At 69.5% G+C, this 15,643-nt stretch carries 15 protein-coding genes and 1 other RNA gene; 9 read left to right on the top strand and 7 right to left on the bottom strand.

Annotated elements, in window-relative coordinates; translation table 11 throughout:
• Positions 1-307: 307 nt before the first annotated feature.
• The 3 genes from Q0Q47_RS18690 to Q0Q47_RS18680 all read left to right on the top strand — a co-directional run bounded on the left by Q0Q47_RS18690 (position 308) and on the right by Q0Q47_RS18680 (position 2,926).
• Positions 308-1,048 (top strand): ATP-binding cassette domain-containing protein, encoded by a 741-nt coding sequence (locus Q0Q47_RS18690; RefSeq protein ID WP_293863119.1) that lies wholly within the window; start codon positions 308-310, stop codon positions 1,046-1,048.
• Positions 1,041-2,066, top strand: coding sequence for an ABC transporter permease (locus Q0Q47_RS18685; RefSeq protein WP_293863117.1), 1,026 nt, complete (start codon positions 1,041-1,043; stop codon positions 2,064-2,066). The genes Q0Q47_RS18690 and Q0Q47_RS18685 overlap by 8 nt, the downstream gene beginning before the upstream one ends.
• A 119-nt stretch (positions 2,067-2,185) precedes the next feature.
• Positions 2,186-2,926 (top strand): FadR/GntR family transcriptional regulator, encoded by a 741-nt coding sequence (locus Q0Q47_RS18680; protein ID WP_293863213.1) that lies wholly within the window; start codon positions 2,186-2,188, stop codon positions 2,924-2,926.
• 34 nt (positions 2,927-2,960) lie between these two features.
• On the opposite strand, the gene rnpB is transcribed toward Q0Q47_RS18680, so the two are convergent.
• An RNA gene (rnpB, locus tag Q0Q47_RS18675) (RNase P RNA component class A) lies at positions 2,961-3,344 on the bottom strand.
• 76 nt (positions 3,345-3,420) lie between these two features.
• Positions 3,421-4,143 (bottom strand): lytic transglycosylase domain-containing protein, encoded by a 723-nt coding sequence (locus Q0Q47_RS18670; protein ID WP_293863115.1) that lies wholly within the window; start codon positions 4,141-4,143, stop codon positions 3,421-3,423.
• A 657-nt stretch (positions 4,144-4,800) separates the two neighbouring features.
• Here Q0Q47_RS18670 and Q0Q47_RS18665 point away from each other — a divergent pair.
• The 4 genes from Q0Q47_RS18665 (at position 4,801) to Q0Q47_RS18650 (ending at position 7,155) form a co-directional block, all read left to right on the top strand.
• Positions 4,801-5,079, top strand: a complete 279-nt coding sequence (locus Q0Q47_RS18665) for a hypothetical protein (RefSeq protein WP_293863113.1) — start codon at positions 4,801-4,803, stop codon at positions 5,077-5,079.
• 71 nt (positions 5,080-5,150) lie between these two features.
• A complete protein-coding gene (locus tag Q0Q47_RS18660; RefSeq protein WP_293863111.1) occupies positions 5,151-5,861 on the top strand; it encodes a TerB family tellurite resistance protein in 711 nt (236 codons plus the stop codon).
• Positions 5,862-5,869: 8 nt separating this feature from the next.
• The gene (locus tag Q0Q47_RS18655; RefSeq protein ID WP_293863109.1) at positions 5,870-6,631 is read left to right on the top strand and encodes an N-acetylmuramoyl-L-alanine amidase; all 762 of its coding nucleotides are present in this window, start codon (positions 5,870-5,872) and stop codon (positions 6,629-6,631) included.
• Positions 6,632-6,705: 74 nt separating this feature from the next.
• Entirely contained in the window at positions 6,706-7,155 is a 450-nt protein-coding gene (locus Q0Q47_RS18650) for a DUF2852 domain-containing protein (protein WP_293863107.1), read from the top strand.
• Positions 7,156-7,317: 162 nt separating this feature from the next.
• On the opposite strand, the gene metF is transcribed toward Q0Q47_RS18650, so the two are convergent.
• From metF to Q0Q47_RS18625, 5 genes are all read right to left on the bottom strand, one after another.
• Positions 7,318-8,247: a methylenetetrahydrofolate reductase [NAD(P)H] gene (gene metF / locus Q0Q47_RS18645; RefSeq protein ID WP_293863105.1), complete on the bottom strand. Its 930-nt coding sequence runs from the start codon at positions 8,245-8,247 to the stop codon at positions 7,318-7,320.
• The gene (locus Q0Q47_RS18640; RefSeq protein WP_293863103.1) at positions 8,247-9,257 is read right to left on the bottom strand and encodes a metalloregulator ArsR/SmtB family transcription factor; all 1,011 of its coding nucleotides are present in this window, start codon (positions 9,255-9,257) and stop codon (positions 8,247-8,249) included. Before Q0Q47_RS18640 ends, metF begins: the two co-directional genes overlap by 1 nt.
• 147 nt (positions 9,258-9,404) lie before the next feature.
• Positions 9,405-10,115, bottom strand: a complete 711-nt coding sequence (locus Q0Q47_RS18635) for a B3/4 domain-containing protein (RefSeq protein WP_293863101.1) — start codon at positions 10,113-10,115, stop codon at positions 9,405-9,407.
• 102 nt (positions 10,116-10,217) lie between these two features.
• On the bottom strand, positions 10,218-11,678 hold the full coding sequence (locus Q0Q47_RS18630) for an AMP nucleosidase (RefSeq protein ID WP_293863211.1): 1,461 nt from the start codon (positions 11,676-11,678) through the stop codon (positions 10,218-10,220).
• A gap of 217 nt (positions 11,679-11,895) precedes the next feature.
• Complete coding sequence (locus tag Q0Q47_RS18625) at positions 11,896-12,099, bottom strand: cold-shock protein (protein ID WP_293863099.1); 204 nt, start codon at positions 12,097-12,099, stop codon at positions 11,896-11,898.
• Positions 12,100-12,534: 435 nt separating this feature from the next.
• Here Q0Q47_RS18625 and Q0Q47_RS18620 point away from each other — a divergent pair, with 435 nt between their 5' ends.
• Together Q0Q47_RS18620 and zwf are read left to right on the top strand one after the other, a co-directional pair.
• On the top strand, positions 12,535-13,617 hold the full coding sequence (locus Q0Q47_RS18620; protein ID WP_293863097.1) for a D-alanine--D-alanine ligase family protein: 1,083 nt from the start codon (positions 12,535-12,537) through the stop codon (positions 13,615-13,617).
• Positions 13,618-13,952: 335 nt separating this feature from the next.
• Positions 13,953-15,416 (top strand): glucose-6-phosphate dehydrogenase, encoded by a 1,464-nt coding sequence (gene zwf, locus Q0Q47_RS18615; protein ID WP_293863095.1) that lies wholly within the window; start codon positions 13,953-13,955, stop codon positions 15,414-15,416.
• Positions 15,417-15,643: the final 227 nt, after the last annotated feature.

Genomic DNA, 15,643 nt, shown 5'->3' with positions numbered 1-15,643 from the left:
GCGGCGCCGGCCGATGGCGGCGGCGTATCGCGACGTGCCGGGCAGCCCGGAAGGCGACGGACGGACGTCCGCCCCCGGCGAACCGCGTGCCGGGCGCACGGGTCGGGGCCCGCACTCCGGCAGGGGTGGCGACCGCCCTCTCGCAGCACCGCGATACGACCCGTCGTTTCTCCCGTGAGCGAACTAAACCGCCGGACGAAGGAGCGGTCAACATTTATCTGACAAATCAGACAAGTCAGATTTTTCTGATATTGACGGCCCGGGAGCCGTCCAGTCCTATGGGGCGGGACGAGGGAGACGACGGCACATGAGTGCACTGAGGCTGGAGGCGGTATCGAAGGAGTTCGGCGCCATTCACGCGGTGAACGGCGTCTCGCTCACGCTCGAGCCCGGGCAGGTGATGGGCTTGATGGGGGACAACGGCGCCGGCAAGTCGACGCTGGTGAAGCTGATCGCCGGCAATTTCCGGCCGACCCGCGGCAGGATCTACCTGAAGGACGAGGAGGTGACCTTCCACGGGCCTCTCGACGCCCGCCGCCACGGCATCGAGATCGTCTACCAGGACCTCGCGCTGTGCGACAACCTGACGGCCGCGGTGAACGTGTTCCTGGGCCGCGAGCTCACCCGGCGGATCGGGCCGTTCCAGATCCTCGACTATGCCGCCATGAACCGGCGTGCCGCAGAACTGTTCAAGGGCCTCAAGTCGGAGACGAGGGCCCGCGACAAGGTTCGCTCCATGTCCGGCGGACAGCGCCAGGCCGTCGCCATCGCCAGGACACGGCTCAGCGAACCCGACATCGTGCTCATGGACGAGCCCACCGCCGCCATCTCGGTCCGTCAGGTCGCCGAGGTCTTGAGCCTCATCCGCGAGTTGAGGGCGCACGGCATCGCGGTGATCCTCATCAGCCACCGCATGCCCGACGTCTTCGCCGTGGCGGACCGGATCGTCGTGCTCCGGCGCGGCAGCAAGGTGGCCGACAAGGCGGTGGCGGACACCTCGCCCGAGGAAGTGACGGGCCTCATCACGGGAGCGATCAGCCATGCTTGAGCGCACCGACCCTCCCCCGCCGTCGGCCGACATCGACGCGGCCATCAGCGGCCAGACCCATGGACGCCTCGCGGGCCTCGTGCGCCAGGAGGCATTCTGGGTGTTCGTGGCCGCCGTTCTGGCGTGCCTCGCCCTCAGCGTGGCGACCGACACCTTCGCCACGCCCCAGAACCTGTTCAACGTGACGCGCAACTTCGCCTTCGTGGCCATCGTGGCGCTCGGGATGACGGTGGTCATCATCTCGGGCGGCATCGACCTCTCGGTGGGGTCGGTGCTGTGCCTGTCGGCCATGGTGCTGGCGATCTCGATGAACGCCGGCCATTCGCTGGTCGTGGCCTCGATCCTGGCGCTGGCGGCGTCGCTCGCGGTGGGGCTCGTCAACGGCGTCCTGATCGCCTTCCTGCGCATTCCCCCGTTCGTGGTCACGCTCGGCATGCTGTCGATCGCGCGCAGCATCGCCATGGTGCTGTCGGGCAACAAGATGATCTTCCAGTTCGGCCCGGACGAGAGCCTGCTGTTCACGCTCGGCGGCGGCTCGACGCTGGGCATCGCCCACCCCGTGGTGGCGCTCGTGCTCTTCGCCGCCGTGACGGCGTTCATGCTGAAATGGACGCGCTGGGGCACGCACGTCTTCGCCATCGGCGCCAACGAGAAGGCCGCCGTGCGCACCGGCGTGGCGGTGCGCTCGACCAAGATCAGCGTCTACCTGTTCTCGGCCCTGATGGCGGGGCTGGCGGGCATCCTGGAGGCTGGCTGGCTGGGCGGCGTCACCACCAATCTCGGCCAGTCCATGGAGCTCAGCGTCATCGCGGCGACGGTCATCGGCGGCGCCAACCTGCTGGGCGGGGCCGGCACCGTGTTCGGTGCCGTCGTCGGGGCGGCGCTGATCGAGGTGATCCGCAATTCGCTCATCCTCCTGGGGATAAGCACCTTCTGGCAGGGCGCCTTCGTGGGCAGTTTCATCCTGCTGGCCGTTGCCCTCGACCGGGTCAGAGCTTATCGAGAAAGCGAGAGCTGAGCACATGCAACGTGACCGACAAGCCAAAAAGCAAAGCCACGCCGTCGCGTCCGGAAGGACGTGAAGCGGCGAGCGACCAGAAGCATCGCCCGCAGCACCGCACGACCGGCTGGCCGAGGATCGCCGCCGGGACCGTCCATTCGGCCGTCGCCAACGAGATCGGGCTGAGGATCGTGCGGGGCGACTATCCGCCCGGCTCGATCCTGCCCAACGAGGCGGAATGGTCGAAGATCTTCGACGTGGGCCGCTCCGTGGTGCGCGAGGCCGTGAAGATGCTCATGGCCAAGAACCTGCTGTCGTCCCGGCCCCGCGTGGGCACCAGGGTCGAGCCGCGGGACCGCTGGAACCTGCTCGATCGCGACGTGCTGACCTGGTACGCGGCCTCGCCCGAGCGGCTCACCTTCCTGCGCACCGTCCAGGAGTTCCGGTCCATCATCGAGCCGGAGGCCGCCGCGCTGGCCGCGGTGCGCCGATCGCAGGAGCAGATGGAGGCGATCAGCCTGGCCTGCCACGACATGGGGGTGGCCAGGACGCTGAGCGAGCGCACCGCCGCCGACACCCGCTTCCACGTCGCCATCCTCCGCGCCGCCGGAAACGACCTGCTGCTGCCGCTGGGCGCCCTGATCGATTCGGCGCTCGAGGGCCTGTTCACCTACGTCACGCGCGAGGTGAACGACCTTCGCCACGCCCAGGACCTGCACGAGGCCATCGAGCGCGCCATCCGGGCCCAGAACGCCAATGCCGCGCGCCGGGCCGTGCGGCGCCTCCTCGGCAACACCGAGGCGGTGATCGCCGGTCAGGCGCGGGGCGGCACCCCGCGCGATCCCGACCCGCAGGACGAGCGGGCCGCGGGCCGGTGACAGGCCCGCATCCGGGCCCGACGGTCGGGGAAAAAGTGCCAGTCGGCCTGTAAGCCGGGTTCTGTAGGGCCGCGCGGCGAACCACGCGACGTGACGGCCATTCCTCTGGGGCGGCCGTTGCCGACCGCCTCGAGCAACCAACCCGGGCGAGAGCCGGAGACGGCCCTGCGGCGGCAAGCCGCCGCGTTCGCCCCTATTCGGTCTTGCTCCCGGTGGGGTTTGCCCTGCCACCTCCGTTGCCGGAGGCGCGGTGCGCTCTTACCGCACCCTTTCACCCTGACCGGCCACGAGGGCCGGCGGTTTGCTTTCTGTGGCACTGTCCCTGGGGTCGCCCCCGCCGGACGTTATCCGGCACCGTATCTCCGTGGAGCCCGGACTTTCCTCGATCCCGAAGGACCGCGGCCGTCCGGCCGACTGGCCGGCCGGGCTTAAAGCAAATCGGCCGGCGGGGGAACCCGGCCGGCCGAAGATGCGTTGAAAGGGGCCCGCAGTGGTCAGCGCAGGCTGGCCATGATCGTCCGGGCCTTGGCGCAGTACACGCGGTTCGCACCGTTCATGCGGGTCGCGCCGTGGCCGCTCTGGTAGCGCATGACCGTGGCGCAGGTTTCGCCCTTGGACATGCGGTAGGCTTGGGCGAGGTACAGCATGCCCCAGCGCAGGTTGGTCTCCGGATGGAGGAGGCCCTGCGCGCCGCCGCTGTAGCCCAGGCCACGCGCCGTCTGCGGCTTGATCTGCATGAGGCCCACGGCACCGCCGTGGCGCACGGTCGGATTGTAGCGGCTCTCGATCCGGACGACGGCATCGGCCAGGGCGAAGGGAACGCCGTTGGCCGCCGCGTGCCGGGCGATCAGGTCACGGTAGGCACCGCGCTCGCCGGCCACGAAGGACAGAGCGCCGCTCGCCTTGACCGCCTTGTCGGACGCGGTGGCATCCTCGGGCTTCGCCGCCTCTGGGTCCGCCGAGGCGGACTTGGACGGCGAGGCCTTGCCATGCTCGGCCTTGGCGGCGTCCGACTTGTGAGCGGCGGACTTGGCATCACCGGACTTGGCAGCCGGGGCGATCGACCCCGTCGTGGCGGGTTCTGCCGGAGCCGAGGCGGTCGGCTGAACCGAGGCGAGGTGCCAGTTGATCTGCTCCCCGCCCCCTTCGGCCCGCGCTGCGGCGGATCCTGCGACGAGGCTGGCGACGAGACCTGCGACCGTGACGGTCTTCTTCATTCATCTCTCCCTTTTTGCGTGGGATGAGGGCGCCGACCCCCGCGGGGATTCCGGCGCAAGGACACAACCCGTCACCTCCGGACGCCGCGACGAGGCGCGCGCCGGCGATGCAGGCTGCTGCGGCTTGGACGCGTCAGGCGGACGCGGATGTCAGGTGGAGGATGGCCGGGCGCGCGGCGGAGGTTCCCCGGGAACGCTCCCCGGACCTCGGCCCACTGGCTCGCCACGCAGGGGCGGCCGGCGCGCGGGCATTGCTTGCGCTGCAGGCAAAAGACGCCAAGGAACAAAGACTTGGCACACGATGAGGACCGTCAGTCACGACGTACTCCCTGTTCAGTTTTCGCTATCGAACGTTGAGCCACTCCAGAACGATCGAACAGTCGCAACCTATATCAAAATATGACCAGAATGTGACGCGCGAAACACAGAGAGTATTTTAGGAAATTGGGTGAAATGCGGTCCAAATAACGATTTTGAAATTATATTAAGCATGTACTTGCCTGCGCAAATCTTCGGAAGCATTCGGCTATCCACTACACTTGATCGTTGCAAAGCCCCGCAAACCCAAAGTTCTGGTTGGCGGCCCGGCCCCCGACGGCTAGGATGGCGGTGGAAATGAAGGGCTTGCGGGCCCAAAAAGGCAGCAGAGGGCAAACAATGAAGAAGGTTGTGGCAATCGTGGCCGTGGCACTGTCGCTGGCCGCATGCTCGGGTACTGGCAGCCAGCAGGGCGACCGTGCCTTGACCGGCGCGGCGATCGGCGCGGCGGGTGGCGCCCTGATCGGCGGCCTGGCGACCGGACGCGCCGGCGGCGCGGTTGCCGGCGGCATCATCGGCGCGGCGGGCGGAGCCATCATCGGTTCGGCCACGGCGCCGCGCGAGCGCTGCTACTACAGCAACTACTACGGCCGGACGGTCTGCCGCCCCGTGCGCTGATCGGCATCGTTCGTGCTAGAAAGCGACGCCGGCCTTCGGGCCGGCGTCTCGCGTTTGGAGGGCATGCAACCATGTGGGGCAAGATCGGCGGCGCGGGGCTCGGCTTCGCCATCGGTGGTCCGCTGGGCGCGCTGCTGGGCGCCGTGGCGGGCCATTTCGTCATCGACAGCCCCAGCGGCCTCTTCGGGAACGACAAGGAGGCCGTGTTCACGGCCGGCCTGATCGCGCTGTCGGCCAAGATGGCCAAGGCCGACGGCGTCGTGACGCGCGACGAGACGCTCGCCTTCCGCGACATCGTCAAGGTGCCGGACAGCGAATTGCCGCGCGTCGAGCGGCTGTTCGACCTCGCCAAGCAGACGACCGACGGCTACGAGGCCTATGCCTCGCAGATCGCCGAGCTGTTCCGCGAGGACCGGGCGCTGCTCGAGGACGTGCTCGACGGGCTCTTCCACATCGCCAAGGCGGACGGTGCCGTCCACGAGGCCGAGAGGCACTATCTGGCCTCGGTGGCGACGCTCTTCGGCTTCACCGAGGAGGAGTTCGGGCGCATCGAGGCCCGCCACGTGCGGGTGGCGGACGATCCCTGGCTCGTGCTCGGGGCCGACCGCACCTGGGACAATGACCGGCTGAAGCGGCACTGGCGCACGCTGGTGGCGCAGGCTCACCCGGATCGGCAGCTCGCGCTGGGCCTGCCCGCCGAAGCCGTCGAGATCGCGACGCGTCGCCTGGCGGCCATCAACGCCGCCTGGGACCGCGTCGCGGCCGAGCGCGGGATCCGCTGAAGGCCGACATGTCCCTGACCCCGGACAGCCCGCACGCCGTCAAGGTGGTGCCCTCGCCCAACCACGGCCCCCGCAAGGGCGGGCGCAAGCCCGACATCCTGCTCCTCCACTACACGGGCATGGTGGACGGCCCCTCGGCGCTGCAGCGGCTCACCAATCCTCTGGCCGAGGTTTCCTCGCACTATCTGGTGTGGGAGGACGGGCGCATCTTCCAGCTCGTCGCCGAGGCCGCCAGGGCCTGGCACGCGGGTGTCGGAAGCTGGGCCGGCGACGCCGACGTCAACACCGCCTCGGTCGGGATCGAGATCGTCAACCCCGGTCATTTCATGGGCTATCCCGATTTCCCCGACGTGCAGATCGACGCCGTGTGCCGTCTGTGCGCGGACATCGTCGGGCGCTGGGAGATCCCGGCGGCGCGGGTGCTCGCCCATTCGGACACGGCGCCCGGCCGCAAGCAGGATCCCGGCGAGAAGTTTCCCTGGGCCACGCTCGCCCGGCACGGCGTCGGCCATTGGGTCGAGCCGGAGCCCATCGTCGAGGGACCGCGCTATGGCCCCGGTGACGAAGGCCAGCCGGTCAGGGCCCTCCAGGCGATGTTCGGGGTGTATGGCTACGGCCTGCCGATGACCGGCGTCTATGACGAGCGCACCCAGGCGGTGGTCACCGCGTTCCAACGCCACTTCCGCCAGGAGCGCGTCGACGGCATCGCGGATCTGTCGACCATGGGAACACTGCGCGCGCTCCTGAGGGCTTTGCCGCAGGCGGACTGAGGGCGCCTTGCGTCCGCCGCAATCGGTTCCCATCTGCGAGCCTTCGCTGGTTCAGGCCCCGGGAGGCCCGTGCAATGACACCCAACTATCCTCCGCCCCCCAACGGCGCAGCCTCGGGCTGGCGCTGGAAACCCGTCGACATCGCCGTGCTGGCGATCGCGTTCATCGTCTGGTGGCCGGCGGGCCTCGCCGTGCTGGCCTGGAAGATCTGGAACGACCGCCAGCCGGTTCCCACCGACCTGGGCGACGTGCTCCAGACGACCCTGGCGCGCCTGCAGGCCGGCTTCGACTCGCTGGTCGGGTCCTTCGGGCAGCCGGCCGCGCCGTCCCGCGGCGGCCCGCCTCAGCCGACGGGCAACGCCGCCTTCGACGCGCATGTGCGCGCCGAGTGGGCCCGCATGGAGGCCGAGCGCCGCGCGCTCGACGAGGAGATCGAGGCGTTCCGCCGGCATCTCGCCACGGAGCGCTCCGACGACCGCGAGGTCTACGAGCGCTTCAAGGCCGGCCGGACCGGCGGCGTTTGAGGACCCCGTTTCCGCTCGCTTCTCAGGCGTCTTGGCCGGGCTAGGCCCGGCCATCCGCGATTGAGGGACGGTCGCGCAAAGTCGTGGTGCCCGGGTCAAGCCCGGGCATGACGCACGGAAGGATTGAGACGGACGTCCGGTGGCCGGAGCGGGCGCCGCCCCTCAGGCCGCGTCCACCTGGGTGACCTCGGCCGGCACGGCCGCCGAGGGCCGCAGGCCCAGCAGGTGGCAGATCGCGAACACGAGGTCGGCGCGGTTCATCGTGTAGAAGTGGAAGTCGCGCACCCCGCGGTCCAGCAGGTCGAGAACCTGCTCGGCTGCGACCGCGGCCGCGATCAGGCGGCGCGTCGCGGGATCCTCGTCGAGCGTGTCGAAACGATCGGCCAGCCACTGCGGGACGCTGGCGCCGCACCGCCTCGCGAAGCCGGCGGTCTGCTTGAAGTTCTGCACCGGCACGATGCCCGGCACGATCGGGATGTCGATCCCGCGCGAGCGCACCCGGTCCAGCAGCCGGAAATAGACGTCGTTGTCGAAGAAGAATTGGGTGATGGCCCGCGTCGCGCCAGCGTCGACCTTGGCCTGCAGCACGTCCAGGTCATGCTCGAACGAGGGGCTGTCGGGATGGCGCTCCGGATAGGCGGAGACGGACACCTCGAAGTCGCCGATGGCGCGCACGCCGCGCACCAGGTCGGCCGTGGTCCGGTATCCGTCCGGATGAGCCTCGTAGCGTGACCCCGCGGCGCCTGGCTGGTCACCGCGCAACGCGACGATGTGGCGCACGCCCGCCGCATAATAGCTGCGGATCACCTCGTCGACCTCCTTCCGGCTGGCGCCGACGCAGGTGAGGTGGGCGGCCGCCTGGAGCGGCGTCTCCCGCACGATGCGGGCGACGGTGGAGTGCGTGCGCTCCCGGGTCGATCCGCCTGCGCCGTAGGTCACCGACACGAAGGTCGGGTTCATCGGCGCCAGGCGCCCGATGGACTCCCACAGAGAGGCTTCCGCGTCGTCGGACTTCGGCGGAAAGAACTCGAACGACACGCGCAGGCCGCGCGGCCCGGTGCGGCGGCTGAGACGGACGGGTGGTGCGGACATCAGGCGGTCTCCCTGTCGGGCTGCCGGAGGGTCTTGGCCGGACGCTTGTCACGGCCGACCCACAGCGAAACGGTGAGTTGTCCCTGCGCGCCGCCGGGGGGCGACACCAGGGTGTGTTCGCCGGCGGCGAGGCCGGCATCCTCGAGCCAGCCGGCCACCTGCTCGCGGGCGAAGCCGAGGCGGCGGTGGGCGTGCTGCTCCCGCAGGAATTCGAGATCGTGCGGCGAAAAATCGACCACGACGATGCGCCCGCCCGGCGCAAGGGCCGCGGCAGCCTCGCGCAGCGCCCGCGCGGGATCGTCCAGGTAGTGCAGAACCTGGTGGACGATCACGACGTCGAAGGCGCCGCGCTCCACGGGCAGCGCGTAGATGTCGCCCTGGCGCAGCTCGGCACGCCGGACGCCCGCGGCCTCCAGGTTCGCGCGCGCCACCGCCAGCATGGCGTGGTTGGCATCCACGCCCACCACGCGCTGCGCCAGCGGGGCGAGAAGGGACAGGATGCGGCCCGTGCCGGTTCCCAGATCCAGCAGAGCGCGGATCGGGCCGCCCCCCACCGCATCCCGGATCGCGGCCTCGACGACGGCGTCCGGCGCGTGCAGCGAGCGGATCCGGTCCCAGTCGGCGGCGTGGCGGTTGAAGTAGGCCTGCGCCGCCTCGGCCCGGGAGGCCCGGACGGCGGCAAGCCGCGCCCGGTCGGCCAGCAGCACGGGGTCCGACGCGTCGAGGCGCGCCGCGAGCGAGCGGGCGAGCACGCCCGCCGGCCCGTGCTCGTTCAGCCGGAAGAAGGCCCAGGCCCCCTCCCGATGCCGGTCGACGAGATCGGCCTCCACCAGGAGCTTGAGGTGGCGCGAAATGCGCGGCTGGGACTGGCCGAGAATGTCCGTGAGGTCGGACACGTTGAGCTCGCCTTCGGCCAGCAGCGCGAGCACGCGCAGCCGCGTGTCCTCCCCGGCGGCACGCAGGGCGGTGACGAGGGCGTCGAGCCCGAGAGGCAGTGCGGAAGAGGACATAAAGATATCTTTATGTCGACAAGAGCCATCCGCGCAAGCCCCTTTTGTCGTCCACCGACCAGTGGACGTCGCATGGTGAAAACCAGGTGACCAAGCTCAGGCGCCCCCGAGCCTGAAGACCGCGGACGCACAGAGGTTGGGGCCGGTCTAGAGCGAGACGTCGGGACGCTCGGCCGAGGCGACGGCGACGCGGGTGCTGCCGCCGCAGTGCGCGGCGAGCAGGTCGCACAGGTCGCGTGCCGCGGCCCGCACGTCGCCCACGCCGTTCGACTGCAGCGTGACCACGGCGTGACGCGTCGCGGGCGTGATGATGCTGCGCGCATCCTGGCGCCAGTTCCACCGGCGGCACAGCACATGGGCGGCGTCGGCGTAGACGACCTCGCCGTCCTTGGGCGGATCGTTGGGATCCTCGCCGGGCTCCGCCGCCATGTCGATGAAGCTGTCGCCGGGACGGGAGAAGCGGAAGGCGAGCGGTTGCACGAGCGTGTCGAGGTCGTCGGCCCCCACGCACAGGACGCCCGAGAGCGACACGGCGTTGTAGGCATCGACGAAGCCGTTGATGCGCGGCAGGCTCCGCTCGGCCAGGACGTTCTTCACGATCCGCTCGACCGAGCAGCGATAGCTCGTCTTCTTGATGCCGAACGCGCGATAGGCCTGCCGCCACGCGGCGATGCCCGGGATGGCCGACAGGTCGGTGCCGCCCCATTGCTGCCGGCAGGCCGCCTCGCGGCGGAGGATCTCCGCGTCGAGGGCATCAGGCCGCTCCGCCGGGATCGCGAGGCCTTCCGCGACCACGACCGCGACCTCGAAGGCCGGGAAGGACGACACGAGTTCGGCGATGCTCAGCGTGACGGTCATGCGGGCCAAGGTCATGCGGGCGAGAGGACTGGGTACACGGTGCTAGGAGGCGAGTCCTAACGCCTCGCCAGGCCCGGCTCCGCCATCAAGGCCAACTCGGCCTCAGCGGAACGGCGGCTCGTCGAAGCTGCGCAGCTTGCGCGAATGGAGACCCTCGCGGTTGGCACGCAGATGGTCGAGCGCCGCGAGCCCGATCTTCAGGTGCTCGCTGACCGCCCGCTCGTAGAAGGCGTTGGCGGCGCCTGGAAGCTTGATCTCGCCGTGCAGCGGCTTGTCCGAGACGCACAGCAGCGTGCCGTAGGGCACGCGCAGGCGGAAACCCTGGGCCGCGATGGTGCCGCTCTCCATGTCGACCGCGATGGCGCGCGACAGGTTGATGCGCTTGCGCTCCTGCGACCAGCGCAGTTCCCAGTTGCGATCGTCGTTGGTGACGACGGTCCCGGTCCGCAGGCGCCGCTTGAGCGCCTCGCCGCGGTCGCCGGTGACCTGCGCCGCCGCCTCCTGCAGCGCGACCTGGACTTCCGCCAGCGCCGGGATCGGCATGTCGGTGGGTACGAGGCTGTCCAGGATGCGGTCCTGGCGCAGATAGCCATGGGCCAGCACGTAGTCGCCGATCAGCTGGGACTGCCGCAGGCCGCCGCAGTGGCCGACCATCAGCCAGGCATGCGGGCGCAGGACCGCGAGGTGGTCGGTGATGTTCTTGGCGTTGGACGGTCCTACGCCGATGTTGACGAGGGTGACGCCGCGGTTGCCCGGCGCCGTGACGTGGTAGGCCGGCATCTGGAAGCGGTGCCACGGCGAGGCGGCGACGATGGCCTCCACGGCCTCCGCATCCATGCCCCGGACGATCTTTCCGCCGCCGGGCAGCAGCACCGAGTCGTAGGGGCTCGCCGGATCGGAGAGCTGCTCGATACCCCAGCGCAGGAACTGGTCGACATAGCGGTGGTAGTTGGTGAGCAGGATCCAGGGCTGGGCCGAGCGCCAGTCCGTTCCCGTGTAGTGGACGAAGCGGCGCAGCGAATAGTCCACGCGCACCGCGTCGAAGAGCGCCAGCGGCCTGGGCTCTCCGTCGCGCAGATCGAAGGTGCCGTCGGCGATCTCGTCGCCCACGGCGGCGAGCTGCGGGGTGGGGAAGAAGCGGGCGAGTTCGGCGGCGGTGACCGCGCCCCGGCCCAGCTCGTCGCCCCGCTCGAACACGTACGGGTAGGGGATCTCCTGCGGGCCGACGCCGACCTCGATCTCGGCGCCGAACTCGGACACCAGCGGGCGGAGTTGCTCGAGGAGATAGGTCCTGAAGGCGGCAGGCTGCGTCACCGTGGTGGTGTACACCCCCGGCACGGAGAACTTGGCGAAGGCCCGCCGGCTGGCCACCGGTACGCCTTCGGGCTGGTAGGTGACGGACAGTTCGGGATAGCGGAAGCGGATCCGCTGGCTCTCGTCGGGCGCGACGCCGGTTTCCAGATAGCGCTCGACGGCATCGCGCAGCGCGCCGGTCGCCTCGGCATAGAGCTCTTCCAGCCGGTCGACGGCGGCCTCGGGGGTGGCAATGCGTTCGCGGTTCAGGGTTCCGGCATGCGCGGAGGGGGGAAGGGTCGTCACGATGGTCCTCGCGGGCGAGACATGACCACCCTTACGCCTTCGCCGGGCAACACGTCCAGCGATCTGCATGACAGGACCGCCGGAACGCGCCGCGGCGCCATCATGCAGGAAAGGCCCGCGCTGTCGCGCGAGCCTTCACGGCGACCGTTCGGTCGCCGCGGAAAACGAGGGTCTCGTCCGGTCAGTCCACCTGAAGGTTGACCGCCGCGGTCTTGCCACGCTCGGTCTTCAGCTCGAAACGCAGCTTCTGGCCTTCGTTCAGATTGCGCAGCCCGGCAGCCTCCAGGGCCGTGATGTGGACGAACACGTCACGACCGCCGCTCGACGGCTGGATGAACCCGTAGCCGCGCTCCGTGGAGAACCACTTCACAGTACCTTCCTGCATCGATCAACAGTCCCTGTCAGTTGAGAGATCTCACCCGCGCCCGTGCGGGCCGACCGTCCCCTCCCCGTGTCGCCACATGCCCCTGGCCATATCGGCAACTGCCCCACACCGGTTCGAAGTGCGTTCGTGCCGGGCAGTCAACACGACGACACCAAAAGGGTCAAGAACATTCCAGGATCCAGAATGTATAGCTTGAGCTATGCCGCTGATTTAGATCATTCTATACTTGAATAGAAACGTTCCAGATACTCATCCATTTGCATCTAATCGGTTTGCCAGGACCGCGATGCTAGCGAGCCCGCGCGAGTGCTGATGGGCGCGACAGAACCGCGAAGCCGAGGTTGCGGCCGCCATTTCCCGCCCATCGGCTGGGAATCACGCGCCCGTTGGGGGTAAGAAGCGAAGGACGAAGGCGCGCAGGGAGCTTGATCCTCGATGGCGAACGGGCAGAAGAAGCTGCGGATCGGGATCCTGTTCGGCGGGCGCTCGGCGGAGCACGACGTGTCGATCATGTCGGCCCGCAACGTCCTGAAGGCGCTGCGGGCCGACCGCTACGAGGCCGTCCCGATCTTCGTCACCCGCGATGGCCTGTGGCTCCTCAGCAGCTTTTCCGACGGCGACGTCGCGACGCCCCAGGACGGCACGCAGGTGAGCCTCCTGCCCGGCGGACGGGGCCGCCTCCTCGGCGTCGGCCGGGACGGGAAGGCCGTCGAGATCGCGGCCATCGACGTCCTGTTTCCGGTGCTGCACGGCCAGTGGGGCGAGGACGGCTCGGTCCAGGGCCTGGCCGAGGTGGCCCGCGTGCCCCTCGCCGGCTGCGGGATCCTGGGCTCCGCGACCGCGCTCGACAAGGCCATCGCCAAGCGCCTCTTCGTGCAGGCCGGCATCCCCGCCGCGCGCTCGGTCACCATCCGCCGCGCCGACAATCCGCGCTTCGACGACCTCGCACGGGACCTCGGCCTGCCGATGTTCGTGAAGCCGGCGACCCAGGGCTCGTCGGTCGGAGTGAGCAAGGTCTCCGGCTCGCAGGAATGGTCGGCCGCGCTCGAGGCGGGCTTCAGCCACGACGACACGCTGCTGGTCGAGGAGTTCATCCAGGCGCGCGAGGTGGAGTGCGCCGTGCTGGAGCGGCCCGACGGCAGCCTCTTCGTCTCGCGCCCGGGCGAGATCGCCGCCGCCGAGAGCCACGGTTTCTACAGCTACGACGCCAAGTACGTGGACGACGCCGGCGCGGTCATCACCGTTCCCGCCGCGCTGCCGGCCGACGTCGAGGAGACACTGCGGACCTACGCGGCCGCCGCCTTCCGGGCGCTGGGCTGCGACGGCATGGCGCGGGCGGACTTCTTCCTCACGCCCGACAACCGGATCCTGGTGAACGAGCTCAACACCATCCCGGGCTTCACCAACATCAGCATGTACCCCAAGGCCATGGAGGCCAGCGGGATCGGCTACTCCGACCTCATCGACAAGCTGATCGAGCACGGCCTGGCCCGGGCGGGCGTGACGCCGCGGGGCTGAGGGGCAGCGGGCACAGCGCCTTATGTCCTCATCGTGAGAGCTTCAAGACCCTACCCGCCCCCAACTCCCTCATCCCGAGCCGGCCGCGCAGTGGTCGAGTCGAAGGACGCAGACTGGTGCAGCGGCGCTTTTGTGCGTCCTTCGACTTACGGCCCTGCGAGCCGTGGGTCAGGATGAGGGAGGTAGTGGCGGTCCGGCAGAGAACGATAACAAATGGGCCCGGGCCGCGATCCAACCTGCCCAGATCTCCCTGTCAGCCTTCGTCCACCTTTGATTGCTAGGGTTCAGCCGCAAGGTCCCGCCGAGGACCCCCGTGCGGCACCCGAGGAGGCAGCGTGGCGAAGAATCCGGCAAGCCTGGGCCCGAAGTTTCCCCAGGTCGTGGTGCTCGTCGGGGCCACGGGCGACCTCTCCCGGCGCAAGCTCCTGCCCGGGCTCTTCCATCTCGTCAGCGCCGGGTTCATCCCCGGCTGCCGGATCGTCGGCGTGTCGCTCGACGACATCGATGCCGACGGGTTCCGGCAGATCGCCCGGGAGGCGCTCGACCAGTTCTCCAGCCGCAAGGCCGCCAACGGCGCCTGGGCCGCCTTCTCGGAATGCCTCGACTACGTCCCGATGAAGGCCGGCCCGGCGGCGCTGAAGGCCGCGGTGGAGCGGGCGGAGGCGGCGCTCGGCGCCGAGACCCGGCGGATCCACTATCTCAGCGTTCCCCCCAGCGCGGCCCTGCCCGCCGTGCACCTGCTGGCGGAGGCGGAGCTCGTGGGGCGCTGCCGCATCGTCATGGAGAAGCCGTTCGGCACCGACCTGGCCAGCGCGGTCGACCTCAATGGCCGGCTGCACCAGGTGTTCTCGGAGGAGCAGATCTTCCGGATCGACCATTTCCTCGGCAAGGAGGCGGCGCAGAACATCCTGGCCTTCCGCTTCGGCAACGGGCTGTTCGAACCGATCTGGAACCGCAACTTCATCGACCACGTGCAGATCGACGTGCCCGAGACGCTGGCGCTCGGCAAGCGCGCCCCCTTCTACGAGGCGACCGGCGCCTATCGCGACATGGTGGTGACCCACCTCTTCCAGATCCTGGGCTTCATGGCCATGGAGCCGCCGACCGCGCTCGAGCCCGGTCCGATCAACGAGGAGAAGAACAAGGTCTTCCGCTCCATGCTGCCGATCGACCCGCGCGACGTGGTGCGCGGCCAATATGTCGGCTTCCGCAGCGAGGCGGGCGTCGATCCGGAATCCGACACCGAGACCTTCATCGCCCTCAAGTGCCACATCGACAACTGGCGCTGGGCCGGCGTGCCCTTCTTCCTGCGCACCGGCAAGCGCATGGCCGAGGGCCAGCGCATCATCTCCATCGCCTTCCGGGAGCCGCCGAAGAGCATGTTCCCGGTGGGCTCTGGCGTCGGGGCGCAGGGGCCGGACCACCTGACCTTCGACCTCGCCGACGCCTCGCGCCTGTCGCTGTCGTTCTACGGCAAGAGGCCGGGCCCGGGCATGCGGCTCGACAAGCTGTCGATGCAGTTCGCCATGCACGACACCGGCCTCATCGGCGAGGTGCTGGAGGCCTACGAGCGCCTGATCCTGGACGCCATGCGCGGCGACCGCACGCTGTTCACCAGCGCCGAGGGCATCGAGCGGCTCTGGCAGGTCTCGACGCCGCTGCTGGAAAACCCGCCGCCGGTGCGCCTCTACGAGCCCGGCTCATGGGGTCCCAAGACCATCCACCAGCTCATCGCCCCCCACGCCTGGCGCCTCCCCTTCGAGCGCGCCTGGCGAGACCCCAACGGCGCGGGAAGCTGACGGCGGGCTGGATCGTCGTCCCACCCTTTTCGGATTGCGCGCCCCCCTCTCAGCCGTCCTGCCCGGGCTTGGCCCGGGCATCCACGACTTTGCCGGGGCCATCCTCAGTCGTGGATGGCCGGGCCAAGCCCGGCCAGGACGCGGAGAGGGTGGAGCTAGCCGGATGGAGCTCTGGAGGCACGAGCCCTGAGCAGACTGCCCACGGCGAGGCACTTTGGGGAAAAAGG

This window comes from uncultured Alsobacter sp. (assembly GCF_945952055.1).
Taxonomy (GTDB): domain Bacteria; phylum Pseudomonadota; class Alphaproteobacteria; order Rhizobiales; family Beijerinckiaceae; genus Alsobacter.
Note: the sequence above shows the minus strand (reverse complement) of the source record. Positions and strands in the feature narration are given on the sequence as shown.